Source organism: Modicisalibacter tunisiensis (genome assembly GCF_020148005.1).
Classification (GTDB): Bacteria; Pseudomonadota; Gammaproteobacteria; order Pseudomonadales; family Halomonadaceae; genus Modicisalibacter; species Modicisalibacter tunisiensis.
This window is the reverse complement of the sequence record NZ_JAGXFD010000001.1, coordinates 1550624-1568543: the sequence shown is the minus strand read 5'-3', so window position 1 is coordinate 1568543 and position 17920 is coordinate 1550624. Positions and strand designations below refer to the sequence as shown.

The following is a 17920-nucleotide window of genomic DNA, read 5'->3' as shown; positions in this document are numbered from 1 at the left end:
GCAAGCCACATGAAAGAGACCATCATCGCGCTGCTCGACGAGGCGCTGGCCGCGCTCAAGCAGCAGGGCCTCGTGCCCGCCGACACCGCCCCCCGATACAAGGTCGATCCGACCAAGGACAAGGCCCACGGCGACTATGCCAGCAACCTGGCGATGACCCTGGCCAAGCCGGCGGGCAAGCCGCCCCGCGAGATCGCCCAGGCGCTCGTCGACGCCCTGCCGGAAAGCCCGGCGGTACGCCACGTGGAGATCGCCGGCCCGGGCTTTCTCAACTTCTTCGCCGCCACCGACGCCGTGGCCCAGGTGGTGAAGACGGTGCTCGAGACCGGCGACACCTACGGGCGCAGCCTGGTCGGGGCCGGCGAGAAGGTGCAGGTCGAGTTCGTCTCCGCCAACCCCACCGGGCCCCTGCACGTCGGCCACGGCCGCGGCGCGGCGATCGGCGACTGCCTGTGCCGTCTGCTCGAGGCCACCGGCTATGACGTGACCCGCGAGTTCTACTACAACGACGCCGGCGCCCAGATCCAGAATCTGGCGCTGTCGGTCCAGGCTCGCGCCCGGGGGCTCAGCCCTGACCACCCCAGTTGGCCCGAGGACGGCTACCGCGGCGGCTACATCATCGACGTGGCCGAGAGCTACCTGGCCGGCGACACCGTCGACGCCGACGACCAGCACGTCACCGCCGCCGCCGATCCGGACGACCTCGACGCCATCCGCCGCTTCGCCGTGGCCTATCTGCGTCGCGAGCAGGACCTGGACCTCAAGGCCTTCGGCGTCGAGTTCGACGTCTACTTCCTCGAGTCCTCGCTGTACCGCGACGGCAAGGTCGCGGCCACCGCCGAGCGCCTCGCCGACAAGGGCCACACCTACGAACAGGACGGCGCCACCTGGCTACGCACCACCGACTTCGGCGACGACAAGGACCGGGTGATGCGCAAGCGTGACGGCGACTACACCTACTTCCTGCCTGACGTGGCCTATCACCTGGACAAGTGGCAGCGCGGCTTTACCACCGTGATCAACGAGCAGGGCGCCGACCACCACTCCACGGTGACCCGCGTGCGCGCCGGGCTGCAGGCGCTGGAAGCCGGCATCCCGCCGGGCTGGCCCGACTACGTGCTGCACCAGATGGTGCTGGTCACCCGCTCCGGGGAAGAGGTCAAGCTCTCCAAGCGCGCCGGCAGCTACGTCACCCTGCGCGACCTGATCGACGAGGTCGGCCGCGACGCCACCCGCTACTTCCTCGCCGCACGCCGCGCCGATTCGCAGCTGACCTTCGACATCGACCTGGCCCGTTCGCAGTCCAACGACAACCCGGTCTACTACGTGCAGTACGCCCACGCGCGTCTGTGCAGCGTGATGCGCAAGGCCGAGGCCGACGAGCGGCCCTTCGACCACGACCTGGCGATGGACAACCTGGTGCGGCTCGAGAGCGACCAGGAAAAGGCACTGATGAACCGGCTGGCGCGCTACCCGGAAGTGATCGCGCATGCCGCCGCCAACCGCGAACCGCAGCAGATCGCCCAGTACCTGCAGGACCTCGCCGCCGACTTCCACACCTGCTACAACGCCGTCAAGGTCATGGTCGACGACGCGGCGCTGCGCAATGCGCGCCTGGCGCTGGGCCTGGCAACGCGCCAGGTGCTGCGCAACGGCCTCGACCTGCTGGGCGTGAGCGCACCCGAGGAGATGTAAGCCATGGCTCGCAGCGCCGCCGCCAGCGGCAATCGCCGCAGCAACGCCACGCCCCGCAAGGGCGCGACGACCCGCCGCCAGAAGCCGGCGTCCTCGGCGCCGTCCAGCCGGGGGCTGCGTGTACCCGGCTGGCTGTGCGGCCTGATCGGCCTGGTCGCCGGTTTCGCGCTCGCGCAGTACTTCCAGCAGAGCGCGCCGCCGGTGGCGGCCCTGATGCCCAAGCCGACGCCCCAGCAGGCCGGGGGCACGGCGGCCGCACCGGCCGGAGGCAACGCCGCCGACAAGGGCACCGCCGAGGCCGGCAGCCACGAGCCGGCCATGCCGACCTTCGAGTTCTACACCCTGCTGCCGGAATCCGAGGTCGTGGCCCCCAAGGTCGAGGCCTACAAGTCCACGCCGCGCCCCGGCGCCTCGTCGAAGGCGGACGACAAGACCCCGGCCAAGGACGCCAGCTACATGCTCCAGGCCGCCTCCTTCCGCGACATGCCCGACGCCAGGCGGCTCGCCGGCCGCCTCAGCGACCTGGGCCTCAAGGCCAAGATCTCCGACGTCAAGGCCAACGGCAACCAGACCTGGCATCGTGTGCAGGTCGGTCCCTACGACGACACCCGCGAGCTCAGCCGCGCCAAGGATCTGATGGTCACCCAGGGCATCGAGCCGCTGATGATCCGCCTGCAGCAGTGACCCGGCCAGGCGCCGTCCGCCCGTCTCGGCGGGCGGCCGCCGGATGCTCCCCGACGGCGCGGCCCGGTGGCCGATTCCTCGCGACTGAAGTCGCTCCCACGGCCAGGCTCGGGATGACCAGCCTGCCGAAGAGATCGCGGCTGGCCAGCCGTGCCTGGCCGGCCGCACCTAACCGGCCGTGCTTGACCAGCCGTGCTTGACCAGCCGTGCTTGATTTCAGGCCCTGCCGCCCACATCTCCCCTGTCACCCCTTTGATCGAGCATCGGCCCCGACCCGATGCGCCATTCGTCATCGGGCGACCCGCCGGCGTCGGCGTCGCCCAGCAACGGAGTTTTCCGCGCTATGACCACCATCGTTTCCGTGCGCCGCAATGACCAGGTCGCCCTGGCCGGCGACGGCCAGGTGTCCCTGGGCAACACGGTTCTCAAGGGCAATGCCAGCAAGGTGCGCCGCCTCTACCGCGGCCAGGTGCTGGCGGGCTTCGCCGGCGGCACCGCCGACGCCTTCACGCTGTTCGAGCGCTTCGAGGCCCAGCTCGAGAAGTACCAGGGCCATCTCACCAAGGCCGCCGTCGAGCTGGCCAAGGAGTGGCGCACCGACCGGGCGCTGCGCCGTCTCGAGGCGATGCTGGTGGTGGCCGACAGGACCGCCTCGCTGATCATCACCGGCAACGGCGACGTGGTGGAACCGGAGTACGGCGTGATCGCCATTGGCTCCGGCGGCAACTACGCCCTGGCCGCCGCCCGGGCGATGCTCGGCAACACCGAGCTCTCGGCGAAGGAGATCACCGCCAAGTCACTGGATATCGCCGCCGACATCTGCGTCTTCACCAACCACAACGTCGTCCTCGAGGAGCTCGCCTGACCATGTCCCAGATGACCCCCCGCGAGATCGTTCACGCGCTCGACCAGTTCATCATCGGCCAGCACGACGCCAAGCGGGCGGTGGCGATCGCCCTACGCAACCGCTGGCGGCGCATGCAGCTCGACGACGAGCTGCGTCCCGAGGTCACGCCCAAGAACATCCTGATGATCGGCCCCACCGGGGTGGGCAAGACCGAGATCGCCCGCCGTCTGGCCAAGCTGGCCCGGGCGCCGTTCATCAAGGTCGAGGCGACCAAGTTCACCGAGGTCGGCTACGTCGGCCGCGATGTCGAGTCGATCATCCGCGACCTGGTCGAGATGGCGATCAAGATGGTCCGCGAACAGGCCAAGGAAGAGGTCGGCCACCGCGCCGAGGACGCCGCCGAGGACCGCATCCTCGACGCCCTGCTGCCGCGCCCGCGGGGCAGCGAGTACGACCACGGTCGCGACGACTCCGCCGCCCGCCAGGCCTTCCGCAAGAAGCTGCGCGAGGGCCAGCTCGACGACAAGGAGATCGACATCGAGGTCACGCCCCAGGGCGCCGGCGTCGACATCATGACCCCGCCGGGCATGGAGGAGATGACCAGCCAGCTGCAGAACCTCTTCTCGAGCATGAACAAGCAGAAGACCGAGACCAAGCGGGTCAAGGTCAAGGATGCCTGGCAGCTGCTGCGCGACGAGGAGGCCGCCAAGCTGGTCAACGAGGAGGACATCAAGCGTCGCGCCGTCGAGGCGGTGGAGCAGAACGGCATCGTCTTCCTCGACGAGATCGACAAGGTCGCCAAGGGCAGTGGCCAGTCCAGCGGTGGCGAGGTCTCCCGCGAGGGCGTGCAGCGCGACCTGCTGCCGCTGATCGAGGGCTCGACGGTCTCCACCAAGCACGGCATGGTGCGTACCGACCACATCCTGTTCGTCGCCTCGGGCGCCTTCCACCTGTCCAAGCCCTCGGACCTGATTCCCGAGCTGCAGGGTCGCCTGCCGATCCGGGTCGAACTCTCGGCGCTCTCCCCCGAGGACTTCAAGCGCATCCTCACCGAGCCCTCCGCCTCGCTGACCAAGCAGTACCAGGCGCTGATGGCCACCGAGGGGCTGGAGATCCGGTTCGCCGAGGACGGCATCGCGCGCATCGCCGAGATCGCCTGGCAGGTCAACGAGGGCACCGAGAACATCGGCGCGCGCCGCCTGCACACGGTGATGGAGCGTCTGCTCGAGGAAGCCTCCTACCAGGGCGGCGACCTGCAGGGGCCGCTGGTCATCGACGCCACCTACGTCGACTCGCAGCTCGGCGAGCTGGCCAAGGACGAGGATCTGTCGCGGTATATCCTCTAAGCCTGGCAGCGCGCCACAAGCGGCACGTTCCAGAATGCGGACCGCGCGGCGCCGGGGACAGGTCAAAGTGGAGGTCCGATGCCATGGATGGCATCGGTAACGCCCAGGGACGGGTTCACAGTGCCTCCACGACGACCTGTCACCGGGATAGCCGCGCTCCTCCATCACGCCAGAAGCGGAGGCATACCATGACCGCCCCGATCCCCACCCGCGTGCACTACCACCGTCAGACGCGCGAACTCGAGCTCGGCTACGCCGACGGCACCACCTATCGCCTGTCCGCCGAGTACCTGCGCGTCTACTCCCCCTCGGCCGAGGTGCGCGGCCACGGCCCCGACACCGCCAAGCTGCAGACCGGCATGAAGCACGTGGGCCTGACGAACATCACCCAGGCCGGGCGCTATGCCCTCAAGCTGCACTTCGACGACGGCCACGACACCGGCCTCTACAGCTGGGACTACCTGCACGACCTGGCCGTCCACCAGGACGCCTACTGGGCCGACTACCTCAAGCGGCTCGAGGCCGCCGGCGCCTCGCGCGAACCACTGGGCATCCCCGTCCGGCAGCTGTAAGGCGGCGGCAAGGCGACGCAGACAAGCCACGCCCGGCGACGCTACAATGGCGCCCACTTCGCAACGACAGCGGCCCGCACGGCCGTCCCCCGCCGGGCCCGGTGCACCATGCCGGGCCCGGCGGGCGGTTCGCCGCCACAGACAAGGGAAGCCCATGACCAAGCGCACGACCCACTTCGGCTATCAGGAAGTGCCCGTGGAGGAAAAAGCCGCCCGGGTGGCCGATGTCTTTCACTCCGTGGCCAGCCGCTACGACCTGATGAACGACCTGATGTCGCTGGGTATCCACCGGCTGTGGAAGCGCCTGACCCTGGAGCGTGCCGGGGTGCGTCGCGGCCAGTCGGTCCTCGACATCGCCGGCGGCACCGGCGACCTGACCCTCAAGTTCTCCCGTCTGGTGGGCCCCAGCGGCCGCGTGGTGCTCGCCGACATCAACGCCTCGATGCTCAACGTGGGCCGCGACAAGCTGCTCGACCACGGCGTCGGCGGCAACGTCGAATACGTGCAGGCCAACGCCGAGTGCCTGCCGTTCGCCGACAACACCTTCGACTGCATCACCATCGCCTTCGGGCTGCGCAACGTCACCGACAAGGATGCCGCCCTGGCCTCCATGGCCCGGGTACTCAAGCCCGGCGGCCGGCTGCTGGTGCTGGAATTCTCCAAGCCCCCCCATCAGCTGCTGTCGAAGGTCTACGACGAGTATTCCTTCCGCCTGCTGCCGAAGATGGGCGAGCTCGTCGCCAACGACGCCGACAGCTACCGCTACCTGGCCGAATCCATCCGCATGCATCCCGATCAGGAAACCCTCAAGGGGATGATGGAACGCGCCGGGCTCGAGCGTGTCGAGTACACCAACCTGACCGGCGGCATCGTCGCCCTGCATCGCGGCATCAAGCTCTGAGGTTCCGATGGCACTGACCCCCGTCCTGCTGCTGGCCTGCGCGGAAAAGACCTTCAATTCCCTGCTGGCCCGCGACCCCGCCGCGCCCGGCCGCCTGCGCCGGCTTGCCGGCAAGCGCCTGCTGCTGCGCCTGGAGCGCCCGAGCCTGGCCCTGCTGGTAACCTTCCACACCCAGGGCCTCGGCCTGCTTCACGCCCCCCAGGCCGAGGAGACCGATGCCGACGCGGTCGTCGAGGCCGACTGCGAGGCGCTGGGTTCGCTGCTCGCCGGCGAGTCCCTGGAGCAGCTGATGTTCAGCGGCCGGCTGTCGCTGCGCGGCCAGACCCACCTGCTCGAGGCGACCCGCGAGCTGCTGATGGATCTCGACCTCGACTGGGAGGCGGCGCTGGCCGAGTGGTTCGGCGACGTGCCCGCCCACAGCCTCGCCGAGGGCCTGCGACGCTTCGCCCGCTTCGGCCTGCGCAGCCAGCACGAGCTGCGCGCCGACCTGGCCGAGTATGTCTTCGAGGAGGCCCGGCTGCTGCCCGGCCAGGCCCAGCGCGAGGTGCTGCGCGATCATCTCACCGAGCTGGAAGTCGCCACCGACCGGCTCGAGGCCCGCCTGGCGCGCCTGCAGCGCAAGCTGGATGCCCGACGCCGGGAGCCGATGACGTGAACCTGCGAGCGCTGCGGATTCTCTGGGTCGTCGCCCGCTACCGCCTGGACACCCTGATTCCGCTCGACCGCCTGCCGCCCCTGCTGCGGCTGGCGGTCAGGCTGTCGCCGCTGCGCCTGCTGCCCACCGGCTCCCACTCGCGGGCACGGCGACTGCGGCTGGCGCTGGAATCGCTGGGCCCGATCTTCGTCAAGTTCGGCCAGATGCTCTCGACCCGCCGCGACCTGCTGCCGCCGGACATCGCCGACGAGCTCCGGCGCCTGCAGGACCAGGTACCGCCCTTTCCCGGCGAGCGGGCGCGCGCGGTGATCGAGGAAGAGCTCGAGTGCAGCGTGCAGACCGCCTTCGCGCACTTCGACGCCACCCCCATGGCCTCCGCCTCGGTGGCCCAGGTCCATGCCGCCCGGCTGCACAGCGGCGAGGACGTGGTGGTCAAGGTGATCCGCCCGGGCATCGACCGCGTGATGCGCCAGGACATCGCCCTGATGTACGCCCTGGCGCGGCTGCTGCGGCGCGTGCCCGAGGCGCGCCGGCTGCGCCCGGTGGAGGTGGTCTCCGACTATGAGGCGACGCTGTTCGACGAGCTCGACCTGCACAAGGAAGCCGCCAACACCTCGCAGCTCAAGCGCAACTTCAAGAACTCGCCGCTGCTCTACGTGCCGTCGATCCACTGGCCGCTGACCCGTCGGCGGATGCTGGTCCAGGAACGCATCCACGGCATCCCGGTGGCCGACCTGGAAGCGCTCCAGGCCCAGGACACCGACCTCAAGCGGCTCGCCGAACGCGGCGTGGAGATCTTCTTCACCCAGGTGTTCCGCGACAACTTCTTCCATGCCGACATGCACCCGGGCAACATCTTCGTCGCCCGCGGCAGGCCCCGCGACCCGCAGTACATCGCCATCGACTGCGGCATCGTCGGCAGCCTGACCCGCGAGGACCAGGACTACCTGGCGCGCAACCTGCTGGCCTTCTTCCATCAGGACTACTACGAAGTCGCCGTGCTGCACATCGAGTCCGGCTGGGTCGGCGAGGGCACCCGCGCCAACGAGTTCGCCGCGGCGATCCGCGCGGTGTGCGAGCCGATCCTCGAGAAGCCGCTCAAGGACATCTCCTTCGGCCAGGTGCTGCTGGGGCTGTTCCAGACCGCCCGGCGCTTCAACATGGAGGTCCAGCCGCAGCTGGTGCTGCTGCAGAAGACCCTGCTCAACATCGAGGGGCTGGGCCGCCAGCTCTATCCCGATCTCGACCTGTGGCAGACCGCCAAGCCCTATCTCGAGCGCTGGATGAAGGAACGCGCCGGCCCGCGCGGGCTGTGGGCCTCGCTGCAGAAACAGGCCCCCGAGCTCAGCCGCCAGCTGCCGGAGCTGCCGGTGCTGGCCCACCAGGCGCTGGCCCGGGTGGAAAGCGAGCAGCGCCAGCGGCGCCGGCAGGTCGACTCGCTGACCCGCATCCACGACGACATGGCCCAGGAGACACGCCGCTCGCGGCGGCTGCGCGTCGGGGCGCTGGTGCTGGCCCTGGCGCTGGCCTGGCAGCCCCTGCAGGCCTGGGCCCTGGAGCAGCCCTGGCCGGTGCTGACCGCCGCGGCGCTCGGCGCCATACTCTTGGCCTGGCGCTAGGCGACTGATTCATCAGACCCTTTCGACCACTGACTCAGGATTGTCATCGATGAGCGATATTCTCCAACAGCTCGATGCGGTACTCGCGCAACGCCGGCAGGCCGCCCCCGACTCCTCCTATGTGGCATCCCTGCATCACAAGGGGCTCAACAAGATTCTCGAGAAGGTCGGCGAGGAGGCCACCGAGACCATCATCGCCGCCAAGGACGCCGCGGATGGCGTTGACACGCAGCGTCAGGCAGTAGTCGCCGAAACCGCCGACCTGTGGTTTCATAGTCTGGTGATGCTGTCGCACCTGGGCATCGAGTCGCAGGCGGTGCTCGATGAACTGGCACGCCGCTTCGGCATCTCCGGGCTGGACGAGAAGGCCGCCCGCAGCAACGAATAAATCCGGGCGAGACCCGAGGGGAGAAAGTTCATGTTAGGTGGAATCAGTATCTGGCAACTGCTGATCGTTCTCGGCATCATCATCCTGATCTTCGGCACCAAGAAGCTGCGCAACATCGGCGGCGACCTCGGCGGGGCCGTCAAGGGCTTCAAGAAGGCCATGCACGAGGAGGACGGCGCCGACAAGGACAAGCCCGACGATAGCCAGCGTCAGGTGCGTCATGACGACGACGGCAACACCTATGACGTCAAGGCCGAGCAGCACGGCGACGCCCGGCGCGACAGCCACAAGGAAGAGCAGAAGTAAGCGCCCATGTTCGACATCGGCTTTCTCGAACTGCTGCTGATCGGCGTAGTCGGCCTGCTGGTGCTGGGCCCGGAGCGCTTGCCCCGGGCGGCCCGCACGGTGGGCCTGTGGGTGGGTCGCATCAAGCGCAGCGTGTCCGGCATGCAGCGCGAGATCAGCGCCCAGCTCGAGGCCGAGGAGCTGCGCCAGAAGCTCGCCGAGCAGGACCGCAAGCTCAACGCGGGGCTCGACAAGGCGCGGCGCGATGTCGAGCGCAGCGTCGAGGGCGAGCCGTCGCGTCGTGAGGCCGCCTCGCCGTCACCCGCTGACACCGCCGACCCGGCCGCCCACGAGCCGGTCGAGGCGTCGACCGCCCCCGAGTCGGCGCCGCCCGCTTCCGCCGACAAGGATTCCACGCCGCGATGAGCGAAACCTCTTCCCCGCGTGACGACGACAAGCGCCAGGACGACACGCCCCAGGCCCCGCTGATCGAGCACCTGATCGAGCTGCGCTCGCGGCTGATGCGGTCGGTGATCGCCATCGGCGTGATCTTCCTGGCGCTGTACGCCTTTTCCAACGACATCTACACCTTCGTCGCCGACCCGCTGATGGCGCTGCTGCCCGAAGGGTCGCAGATGATCGCCACCGAGGTGGCCTCGCCCTTCCTGGCGCCCTTCAAGCTGACCCTGGTGGTGGCGGTGTTCGTCGCCATCCCCTTCGTCCTGCACCAGATCTGGGCCTTCGTGGCGCCCGGCCTCTACGAGAACGAGAAGGTGCTGGCGGTGCCGCTGCTGGTCTCCAGCGTGGCGCTGTTCTACGGCGGCGCGGCCTTCGCCTACTACGTGGTCTTCCCGCTGCTGTTCGACTTCTTCGTCCACACCGGGCCGCAGAACGTGGCGGTGATGACCGACATCAACCAGTATCTCAACTTCGTGCTGAAGCTGTTCTTCGCCTTCGGCGTGGCGTTCGAGATTCCCATCGCCACCTTCCTGCTGATCTGGACCGGCGCCACCAGCGTCGAGAGCCTGTCGAAGAAGCGCCCCTACGTGGTGCTGGGCTGCTTCGTGATCGGCATGCTGATGACCCCGCCGGACGTGATCTCGCAGAGCCTGCTGGCCGTGCCGATGTGGCTGCTCTACGAGATCGGCATCCTGTTCGGCCGCCTGGTGCGTCGCCGCCGCGCGACCGACGGCGACGACACCCCCGACGACGCGGCCTGAGTCGCGCCCGGCCCTCGGCCGGGTGCGACAGGCGGTGGCATCCCCGGCGTTCACGGCCTTGTTATACTCGGGGGATGCCCGCCATCGTCACGTTCCTGTCATCGCTTTCGGGCAGGCTGCTTCCCTTGGCGGACGCGATCCCATCACCACTGGAGAATTCCGTTGAGTCAGCTAACGTCACGCCAGTACCCGACCACCCGCATGCGCCGCATGCGCAAGGACGCCTTCTCGCGGCGCCTGATGCGCGAGTCGACCCTGACCCCGGACGACCTGATCCTGCCGGTGTTCGTGCTCGAGGGCGAGGGCCGGCGCGAGGCCGTGCCCTCGATGCCCGGCGTCGAGCGCCTGTCGCTGGACCTGCTGATCGAGGAGGCCCGCGAGGTCGCGGCGCTGGGCGTTCCGGCCCTGGCGCTGTTCCCCGTGGTCGACCCGGCGCTGAAGAGCGAGTTCGCCGAGGAGGCCTTCAACGCCGGCGGCCTGGTCCAGCGCAGCGTGCGCGCCCTCAAGGACGCCTGCCCCGAGCTGGGCCTGATCACCGACGTGGCGCTCGACCCCTACACCAGCCACGGCCAGGACGGCATCCTCGACGCGCACGGCTACGTGCTCAACGACCGCACCGTCGAGACCCTGCTCAAGCAGGCGCTCTCCCACGCCGAGGCCGGCGCCGACGTGGTCGCGCCCTCGGACATGATGGACGGGCGGATCGGCGCGATCCGTGACGTGCTCGAGCGCGAGGCACTGCACAACACCCGCATCATGGCCTATGCCGCCAAGTACGCCTCGCGCTACTACGGCCCTTTCCGCGACGCCGTGGGCTCGGCGGGCAACCTCGGCAAGGCCGACAAGACCACCTACCAGATGGACCCGGCCAACAGCGACGAGGCCCTGCACGAGGCCGCCCTGGACATCGCCGAAGGGGCGGACATGGTGATGGTCAAGCCGGGCATGCCCTATCTGGACGTGGTGCAGCGCGTCAAGCAGGAACTGCGGGTGCCGACCTTCGCCTATCAGGTCAGCGGCGAGTACGCCATGCACATGGCGGCGTTCGAGAACGGCTGGCTGGACGCCGATACTGTCATCCTGGAGTCGCTGATGTGCTTCAAGCGCGCCGGGGCCGACGGCATCCTCACCTACTTCGCCAAGCGCGCCGCCCAGCTGCTCAATCAGTAACCGGGGAGGGCTGCCGGCCCTCCCGCCGTGCAGGAGTATTGCGATGAATGCATCGCGCCGCCCCCCCTCGCCCCGCGAAGCGCTCACCGACGACACCCCGACCGACAGCGGCGAGGCCCCGCCGCTGCGGGTCAACCGCACCCGCACCGGCATCCACGCCAAGCCCACGCCCTCGCCGGAGACCGAACTCGACGATCCGTCACTGTACTTCAATCGCGAGCTCTCCAACCTGCAGTTCAACATCCGCGTGCTCGAGCAGGCGCTGGACCCGTCGCATCCGTTGCTCAACCGGCTGACGTTCCTGCTGATCTTCTCGTCGAACCTCGACGAGTTCTTCGAGATTCGCGTCGCCGGCCTCAAGCATCAGGTGATGCTGGGCAGCGAGGACACCGGCGCCGACGGCATGGCGCCGCGCCGCGTGCTGGCGGAGATCTCGCGCATCGCCCACGAGCAGGTCGATCGCCAGTATCACATCCTCAACGACGTGCTGATCCCCGCGCTCGAGGAGCAGCGCATCCGCTACCGGCGCCGCGCGCAGTGGACCGAGGCCCAGCGTGGCTGGGTCCGCGAGTACTTCGACGAGGAGATCATGCCGGTCATCAGCCCCATCGGGCTGGACCCGTCGCACCCCTTCCCGCGGCTGGTCAACAAGAGCCTCAACTTCATCGTCGAGCTCGAGGGCAAGGACGCCTTCGGCCGCGAGGGCGGGCTGGCCATCCTGCCGGCGCCGCGCTCGCTGCCGCGGGTGATCCGCCTGCCCGAGTCCCTGACCGAGGCCGGCTACACCGAGTACGTGTTCCTCTCGTCGATGATCCATGCCCACGCCCAGGAGGTGTTCCCGGGCATGGAGGTGCGCGGCTGCTACCAGTTCCGCCTGACCCGCAACGCCGACCTCTCGGTCGACCCCGAGGAGGTCTCGGACCTGGCCTCGGCGCTGCGCGGCGAGCTGCTGGCCCGGCGCTACGGCGATGGCGTGCGCCTGGAGGTCGCCGACAACTGCCCGGACGAGCTGGCGAACTTCCTGCTCACCCAGTTCGAGCTCGAGCCGCAGGATCTCTACCGGGTCAACGGCCCGGTCAACCTGACGCGCATGATGTCGGTGCTGGGGGACATCGACCGGCCCGACCTGCTCTACCGCCCCTTCACGCCGGGGCTGCCCAAGAGCCTCAAGGCCGACACCAGCCTGTTCGAGGTCATTCGCCAGGGCGACGTGCTGCTGCACCATCCCTTCCAGTCCTTCACGCCGATCGAGGACCTGCTGCGCGAGGCGGCCCGGGATGCCGACGTGCTGGCGATCAAGCAGACGCTCTACCGCACCGGCGCCGACTCGCCGATCGTCGGCGCGCTGGTCGAGGCGGCGCGCAACGGCAAGGAAGTCACGGTGGTGATCGAGCTGCGCGCCCGCTTCGACGAGGCCGACAACCTGGCACTGGCCTCGCGGCTGCAGGAGGCCGGGGCGATCGTCATCTACGGCGTGATGGCCTACAAGACCCACGCCAAGATGCTGCACATCGTGCGCCGCGAGAAGGGCGAGCTGCGCTACTACGCCCACCTGGGCACCGGCAACTACCACGCCAAGACCGCCCGGCTCTACACCGACTACAGCCTGCTGACCGCCAACGAGACCCTCTGCGAGGATGTCCACATGGTCTTCCAGCAGCTCACCGGGATGGGCAAGCCGCGCCGCATCGAGCGCCTGCTGCACGCCCCCTTCGTGCTCCATGAGCGGCTGGTGGCGATGATCGACCGCGAGGCGAAGGTCGCCGAGAAGGGCCGGAAGGCCCACCTGATCATCAAGTGCAACGCGCTGACCGAGCCGAAGCTGATTCGCGCCCTGTATCGCGCCTCCCGCGCGGGGGTACAGTGCGACCTGATCATCCGCGGCATGTGCTGCCTGCGCCCCGGGGTGCCCGGCATCTCGGAGAACATCCGCGTACGCTCGATCATCGGCCGCTTCCTCGAGCACACCCGGGTGTTCCACTTCCACAACGACGGCAAGCCCGAGACCTGGGCATCGAGCGCCGACTTCATGGAGCGCAACATGTTCCATCGGGTGGAGACCGGCTTTCCCATCCTCGACAAGAAGCTGGCCCAGCGGGTCCGCAAGGACCTGGAAACCTACCTGGTGGACAACTGCCAGAGCTGGGTGCTGCAGGAGGACGGCGGCTACCGTCAGCAGCAGCCGGGCGAGGCCGCGCCGATCAGCGCCCAGGAAACCCTGCTCTACGCTTACGCGGCTCGCGCCTGACGCCATGCACGGGGCGTTTGAGTCCGCCCCGTTCATCCTCTACGTTTAAAGACACTCCGAGACAAGTCCGATGGCCGCCGGTCATTCGGGCATGACGCGCCGGCATGGAAAGGTCGGCCCAGACCGCGCCGCCACCTCATGGTCGGCCGGACCATCGATACCGTCACGTGTCCAGACCGACAGGGATGTAGGGAGGCCCCCGTGACCGACACCACCCCGCCGTGCCCTCGGCGGTTCGGCCGCTTCGCCGCCGGGCTGGCCATCATGCCGCTCCTGGCCGGATGCAGCCATGCCCACCTGAGCTTTCTCGCCCCCCAGGGGCCGATCGCCGCGGCCCAGCGCGACCACTTCTGGCTCGTCATCGCCATCACCCTGGTGGTGGTACTGCCGGTCTTCGTGCTCACGCCGGTCATCGTGTGGCGCTATCGCTACGGCGGCCGCGCCGCCTACCGGCCGCGCTGGAGCTTCTCGCGGCGGCTGGAATACGTCATCTGGGGGATTCCCTTCCTGATCGTGGGGATCCTCGCCGTCTTTCTCTGGCGGCAGACCTATGCGCTGGATCCCTACAACCCCTTGCCGGCGGACAACGAGCCACTGCACGTGCAGGTCGTGGGCTACGACTGGAAATGGCTGTTCATCTATCCCGACCAGCACATCGCCACCGTCGACGAGCTGGTCTTTCCCGACGACCGGCCGCTGGCGCTCGAGCTGACCTCCGATACCGTGATGCAGTCGTTCTTCATTCCCTCGCTGGGCAGCCAGGTCTATGCCATGAACGGCATGGTCACACGCCTGCATCTCGCCGCCGACGGCCCCGGCCGCTTCCGTGGCGAGAACTCGCAATACAACGGCAAGGGCTTCCACACACAGCGCTTCACCGCCCGGGCGGTGTCGGACGCGACGTTCTCCGACTTCGTCGAGCGCGTCCGCCGGCAAGGCCGTGCACTTGACCGCCCGACCTACCAGATCCTGGACGGGCGCAATACCGTGCCCGAGCTGGCCCGGGCGCTGGACGGCACGGGTGACGACGCCCTGCGGTTCTCGGCCATCCCGGACGGCCTGTTCTCGGCGATCGTCGCGGGGGTCCCGATACAGTCCCTGCTGCCCGGCCCCGTGGTCACGAGCGCTCGCCAGACACCGCTTCATCAGCCGCAGGGAGGCACGCCGTGACGCTGAATCACTTCCTCGACCTCGCCCTCGGCCGGCTCGACTGGCATGCCCTGCCCTTCTGGGAGATGATCGAGCAGCCCACCCTCTCGCACATCGTCAATGGCTCGATCGTCACCGCCGCCGCCTCGCTGGTGGTGCTGGGGGCCCTGGCCACGGTGGTGCTGATCACCCGCTTCGGCAAGTGGCGGGTGCTGTGGTCGGACTGGCTGACCAGCGTCGACCACAAGCGCATCGGCATCATGTTCATCGTCGTGGCCCTGGTCATGCTGGCGCGGGCGATCATCGAGGCCGTGTTCATGCGCGCCCAGCAGGCGGTCGGCCTGGACGGTGGCTTCCTCTCGGCCGAGCACTTCGGCGAGTTCTTCACCACCCACGGCACCATCATGGTCTTCTTCATGGCCATGCCGTTCCTCACCGGGGTGATCAACTACGTGATGCCGCTGCAGATCGGTGCCCGGGACCTGTCCTTTCCGGTGATGAACTCGGTCAGCCTGGGCCTGACCGCGGCCGGCGCGGCGCTGATCATGGTCTCGCTGGTGCTCACGCCGTTCTCCACCGGTGGCTGGAGCGGCTATCCACCCTTCACCGAGGCGTCCTTCAACCCCGGTGCCGGGGTCGACTACTGGATCTGGGCGGTGACGCTGTCGTCGCTGGGCTCGACGATGACCGGCATCAACTTCGCGGTGACGATCTACAAGGAGCGGGCGCCGGGCATGCACCTGTTCCGCATGCCGCTGTTCTGCTGGACGGCGCTGTGCACCTCGATCCTGATGATCTTTGCCATGCCGCCGCTGACCGTGGCCACGGCCATGCTGGCGCTCGACCGCTACCTGGACTTCCACTTCTTCACCCAGGATCTCGGCGGCGACATGATGAACTACGTCAACCTGTTCTGGCTGTTCGGCCACCCCGAGGTCTATATCCTGATCCTGCCCGCCTTCGGGGTGTTCTCGGAGGTGTTCTCGACCTTCTCGGGCAAGCGCCTGTACGGCTACAAGGGGCTGGTCATCGCCACGATGTGCATCGCCGTGCTGTCGTTCACGGTGTGGCTGCACCACTTCTTCACCATGGGCCAGTCGCCCAGCATCAACGCCGCCTTCGGCATCGCCACCATGCTGATCGGCGTGCCCACCGGGGTGAAGATCTACGACTGGATGCTGACCATGTACCGGGGCCGGGTGCGTCTGACGATCCCCATGGTCTATGCGCTGGGCTTTCTCATCCTGTTCGTGCTCGGCGGGATGACGGGCATCCTGCTGGCCAACCCGTCCATCGACTACCAGGTGCACAACACCCTGTTCCTGGTCGCCCACTTCCACAACATGCTGGTGCCGGGCCTGCTGTTCGGCATGCTCGCCGGCTATCAGATGTGGTTCCCCAAGGCCTTCGGCTTCCGGCTCGAGACGCGCTGGGGCTATCGCGCCGCCTATGCCTGGATCGCCGGCTTCATCCTGGCCTTCTTCCCGCTCTATGCCCTGGGGCTGCTGGGCATGCCGCGCCGGGCCGTGGGCTTCATCGAGCCGGCCTATCTGCCCTGGACGATCATCGCCGGCATCGGTGCCCTGGTGGTGCTCTTCGCCCTGTTCAGCCTGGTCATGCAGTTCTGGCTGAGCCTTCGCCATCGCCACGAGAACCGCGTTCCCGTCGGCGACCCCTGGGACGGCCGCAGCCTGGAGTGGGCCACCCCGGCGCCGGTACCGGAGTACAACTTCCCGGTGACCCCCGAGGTCTCCAGCCGCGATGCCTTCATGCGCGAGAAGGATCTCGGCCAGGCCTATCAGCGTCCTGCCGAGTACCGTGACATCACGATGCCGGCCAACAGCGCCCTGGGGCCGATCCTCACCGTGACCGGCTTCCTGATGGCCTTCGGCCTGGTGTGGTACCTATGGTGGCTGGTACTCCTCGCCGGCGTGGCCTCGGTGGGCGCGCTGATCGCGCGCAGCTTCGTGCGCCGGACCACCAAGGTCATCAGCGCCGAGGAGGTGCGCGAGACCCACGAGGCGTGGCTGCGCCAGGTCGACGAGACCCAGGCCGTCAAGCGTGACAAGGAACAGGACACCAGCAACCGCGGGCGGCCCGCCGCCCCCGTGTCGGGAGCCGTGCAATGACCGCGACGCCATCCAGACACCCGGGCCTCAACCTGGGCCGTGCCCACCAGGAAGCCCACGACGCCTGCGAGGTGCTGGTGTTCGGCTTCTGGGTGTTCATGATGAGCGACCTGATCATCTTCGGGCTGCTCTTCGCCAACTACGTCACCCAGCTCGACGCCCTGGCCGGCGGCCCCGGGCCCGGCGAGCTCTTCGAGATGAAGAGCGCCTTCCTCGAGACCCTGTTGCTACTGACCAGCAGCTTCACCTACGGCCTGGCGTCCTACTGCCTCAAGTATCGCCATGGCCGCGGCTGGCTGACGGCCTGGCTGGGCGTGACCCTGCTGCTGGGGCTGGCCTTCATCGGCTTCGAACTGCATGACTTTCACAAGATGGCCGGCGAAGGCGGCGTGCCCAGCCGCAGCGGCTTCCTCTCGGCCTTCTTCGCCCTGGTGCCGCTGCACGGCCTGCACGTCGCCAGTGCCTGCCTGTGGATGGTGGTACTGATGGTGCAGATGTGCGTCCACGGCCTGGATACCGGGGTCAAGACCGGGCTGGTGCGCCTGGGGCTGCTGTGGCACTTCCTGGACATCGTCTGGGTGGGCATCTTCTCGCTGGTCTATCTGGGAGGCCTGGCATGAGCGACTCGCAACGCCAATCCGACACGATCGACGAGAACGAGCGCAGGCACGAACTGGGCAGCTACCTGTGGGGCTACGGCCTAGCGCTGGCGCTGACCCTGGTGCCCTTCGCCCTGGTCGCCTGGAGCGGCTGGCCGCGGGTGACGCTACTCTGGGCGATCGGCGGCTTCGCCCTGGTCCAGGTCGTCGTCCACTTCCGCTTCTTCCTGCACATCTCGCTGGCCCGGCAGAAGCGCGAGGATCTGCACCTGATCCTGTTCTCGACGCTGATCCTGGTCCTGATGGTCGGCGGCACGCTGTGGATCATCTTCAACCTGTACGGGCGGATGGTCCCGGAACTGCTGCCCTGAGCCGGGCGGCACAGGGCGCGGGAAAACGACAACAGCGCCAAC

Annotated in this window: 18 protein-coding genes; all 18 read left to right on the top strand. The window is 68.3% G+C overall.

The genetic code is table 11. The features are described 5' to 3' along the window. Nucleotides 1-9 precede the first annotated feature (9 nt). Nucleotides 10-1695: an arginine--tRNA ligase gene (gene argS, locus KGQ91_RS07310; protein WP_224420659.1), complete on the top strand. Its 1686-nt coding sequence runs from the start codon at nucleotides 10-12 to the stop codon at nucleotides 1693-1695. Nucleotides 1696-1698: 3 nt separating this feature from the next. Then, nucleotides 1699-2379, top strand: a complete 681-nt coding sequence (locus tag KGQ91_RS07305; protein ID WP_224420658.1) for an SPOR domain-containing protein — start codon at nucleotides 1699-1701, stop codon at nucleotides 2377-2379. Nucleotides 2380-2722: 343 nt separating this feature from the next. Further along, the gene (hslV, locus tag KGQ91_RS07300) at nucleotides 2723-3244 is read left to right on the top strand and encodes an ATP-dependent protease subunit HslV (RefSeq protein WP_224420657.1); all 522 of its coding nucleotides are present in this window, start codon (nucleotides 2723-2725) and stop codon (nucleotides 3242-3244) included. A 2-nt stretch (nucleotides 3245-3246) separates the two neighbouring features. Next, on the top strand, nucleotides 3247-4572 hold the full coding sequence (hslU, locus tag KGQ91_RS07295; RefSeq protein ID WP_163650038.1) for an ATP-dependent protease ATPase subunit HslU: 1326 nt from the start codon (nucleotides 3247-3249) through the stop codon (nucleotides 4570-4572). Nucleotides 4573-4760: 188 nt separating this feature from the next. After that, the gene (locus KGQ91_RS07290; protein ID WP_224420656.1) at nucleotides 4761-5144 is read left to right on the top strand and encodes a gamma-butyrobetaine hydroxylase family protein; all 384 of its coding nucleotides are present in this window, start codon (nucleotides 4761-4763) and stop codon (nucleotides 5142-5144) included. Between the two features lie 154 nt (nucleotides 5145-5298). Then, complete coding sequence (gene ubiE, locus KGQ91_RS07285) at nucleotides 5299-6045, top strand: bifunctional demethylmenaquinone methyltransferase/2-methoxy-6-polyprenyl-1,4-benzoquinol methylase UbiE (RefSeq protein ID WP_163650036.1); 747 nt, start codon at nucleotides 5299-5301, stop codon at nucleotides 6043-6045. 7 nt (nucleotides 6046-6052) lie between these two features. Continuing rightward, on the top strand, nucleotides 6053-6700 hold the full coding sequence (locus tag KGQ91_RS07280; protein ID WP_224420655.1) for a ubiquinone biosynthesis accessory factor UbiJ: 648 nt from the start codon (nucleotides 6053-6055) through the stop codon (nucleotides 6698-6700). Continuing rightward, nucleotides 6697-8319 carry a ubiquinone biosynthesis regulatory protein kinase UbiB gene (gene ubiB / locus KGQ91_RS07275; RefSeq protein WP_224420654.1) on the top strand — a complete coding sequence of 541 codons (1623 nt, stop codon included), beginning with the start codon at nucleotides 6697-6699 and terminating at the stop codon, nucleotides 8317-8319. The genes KGQ91_RS07280 and ubiB overlap by 4 nt, the downstream gene beginning before the upstream one ends. 49 nt (nucleotides 8320-8368) lie before the next feature. Next, nucleotides 8369-8707: a phosphoribosyl-ATP diphosphatase gene (locus KGQ91_RS07270; protein ID WP_163650033.1), complete on the top strand. Its 339-nt coding sequence runs from the start codon at nucleotides 8369-8371 to the stop codon at nucleotides 8705-8707. 30 nt (nucleotides 8708-8737) lie between these two features. After that, nucleotides 8738-9013, top strand: a complete 276-nt coding sequence (gene tatA / locus KGQ91_RS07265; protein WP_163650032.1) for a Sec-independent protein translocase subunit TatA — start codon at nucleotides 8738-8740, stop codon at nucleotides 9011-9013. 6 nt (nucleotides 9014-9019) lie between these two features. Next, nucleotides 9020-9418, top strand: a complete 399-nt coding sequence (gene tatB, locus KGQ91_RS07260; RefSeq protein ID WP_163650031.1) for a Sec-independent protein translocase protein TatB — start codon at nucleotides 9020-9022, stop codon at nucleotides 9416-9418. After that, the gene (gene tatC, locus KGQ91_RS07255) at nucleotides 9415-10212 is read left to right on the top strand and encodes a twin-arginine translocase subunit TatC (protein ID WP_163650030.1); all 798 of its coding nucleotides are present in this window, start codon (nucleotides 9415-9417) and stop codon (nucleotides 10210-10212) included. The genes tatB and tatC overlap by 4 nt, the downstream gene beginning before the upstream one ends. A 162-nt stretch (nucleotides 10213-10374) precedes the next feature. After that, complete coding sequence (gene hemB, locus KGQ91_RS07250) at nucleotides 10375-11382, top strand: porphobilinogen synthase (RefSeq protein WP_163650029.1); 1008 nt, start codon at nucleotides 10375-10377, stop codon at nucleotides 11380-11382. 43 nt (nucleotides 11383-11425) lie between these two features. Next, nucleotides 11426-13630, top strand: a complete 2205-nt coding sequence (ppk1, locus tag KGQ91_RS07245) for a polyphosphate kinase 1 (protein WP_224420653.1) — start codon at nucleotides 11426-11428, stop codon at nucleotides 13628-13630. A gap of 201 nt (nucleotides 13631-13831) precedes the next feature. Beyond that, nucleotides 13832-14800 carry a cytochrome ubiquinol oxidase subunit II family protein gene (locus KGQ91_RS07240; protein ID WP_224420652.1) on the top strand — a complete coding sequence of 323 codons (969 nt, stop codon included), beginning with the start codon at nucleotides 13832-13834 and terminating at the stop codon, nucleotides 14798-14800. Then, entirely contained in the window at nucleotides 14797-16908 is a 2112-nt protein-coding gene (locus KGQ91_RS07235) for a cbb3-type cytochrome c oxidase subunit I (RefSeq protein WP_224420651.1), read from the top strand. Before KGQ91_RS07240 ends, KGQ91_RS07235 begins: the two co-directional genes overlap by 4 nt. Then, nucleotides 16905-17528 carry a cytochrome c oxidase subunit 3 gene (locus KGQ91_RS07230; protein ID WP_163650026.1) on the top strand — a complete coding sequence of 208 codons (624 nt, stop codon included), beginning with the start codon at nucleotides 16905-16907 and terminating at the stop codon, nucleotides 17526-17528. Before KGQ91_RS07235 ends, KGQ91_RS07230 begins: the two co-directional genes overlap by 4 nt. After that, nucleotides 17525-17878: a cytochrome o ubiquinol oxidase subunit IV gene (gene cyoD / locus KGQ91_RS07225; protein ID WP_224420650.1), complete on the top strand. Its 354-nt coding sequence runs from the start codon at nucleotides 17525-17527 to the stop codon at nucleotides 17876-17878. Before KGQ91_RS07230 ends, cyoD begins: the two co-directional genes overlap by 4 nt. Nucleotides 17879-17920: the final 42 nt, after the last annotated feature.

Coding starts and splice junctions, on each gene's coding strand:
- argS (WP_224420659.1), top strand. CDS start 10: ATGAAAGAGACCATCATCGCGCTGCTCGACGAGGCGCTGGCCGCGCTC.
- KGQ91_RS07305 (WP_224420658.1), top strand. CDS start 1,699: ATGGCTCGCAGCGCCGCCGCCAGCGGCAATCGCCGCAGCAACGCCACG.
- hslV (WP_224420657.1), top strand. CDS start 2,723: ATGACCACCATCGTTTCCGTGCGCCGCAATGACCAGGTCGCCCTGGCC.
- hslU (WP_163650038.1), top strand. CDS start 3,247: ATGTCCCAGATGACCCCCCGCGAGATCGTTCACGCGCTCGACCAGTTC.
- KGQ91_RS07290 (WP_224420656.1), top strand. CDS start 4,761: ATGACCGCCCCGATCCCCACCCGCGTGCACTACCACCGTCAGACGCGC.
- ubiE (WP_163650036.1), top strand. CDS start 5,299: ATGACCAAGCGCACGACCCACTTCGGCTATCAGGAAGTGCCCGTGGAG.
- KGQ91_RS07280 (WP_224420655.1), top strand. CDS start 6,053: ATGGCACTGACCCCCGTCCTGCTGCTGGCCTGCGCGGAAAAGACCTTC.
- KGQ91_RS07270 (WP_163650033.1), top strand. CDS start 8,369: ATGAGCGATATTCTCCAACAGCTCGATGCGGTACTCGCGCAACGCCGG.
- tatA (WP_163650032.1), top strand. CDS start 8,738: ATGTTAGGTGGAATCAGTATCTGGCAACTGCTGATCGTTCTCGGCATC.
- tatB (WP_163650031.1), top strand. CDS start 9,020: ATGTTCGACATCGGCTTTCTCGAACTGCTGCTGATCGGCGTAGTCGGC.
- tatC (WP_163650030.1), top strand. CDS start 9,415: ATGAGCGAAACCTCTTCCCCGCGTGACGACGACAAGCGCCAGGACGAC.
- ppk1 (WP_224420653.1), top strand. CDS start 11,426: ATGAATGCATCGCGCCGCCCCCCCTCGCCCCGCGAAGCGCTCACCGAC.
- KGQ91_RS07230 (WP_163650026.1), top strand. CDS start 16,905: ATGACCGCGACGCCATCCAGACACCCGGGCCTCAACCTGGGCCGTGCC.
- cyoD (WP_224420650.1), top strand. CDS start 17,525: ATGAGCGACTCGCAACGCCAATCCGACACGATCGACGAGAACGAGCGC.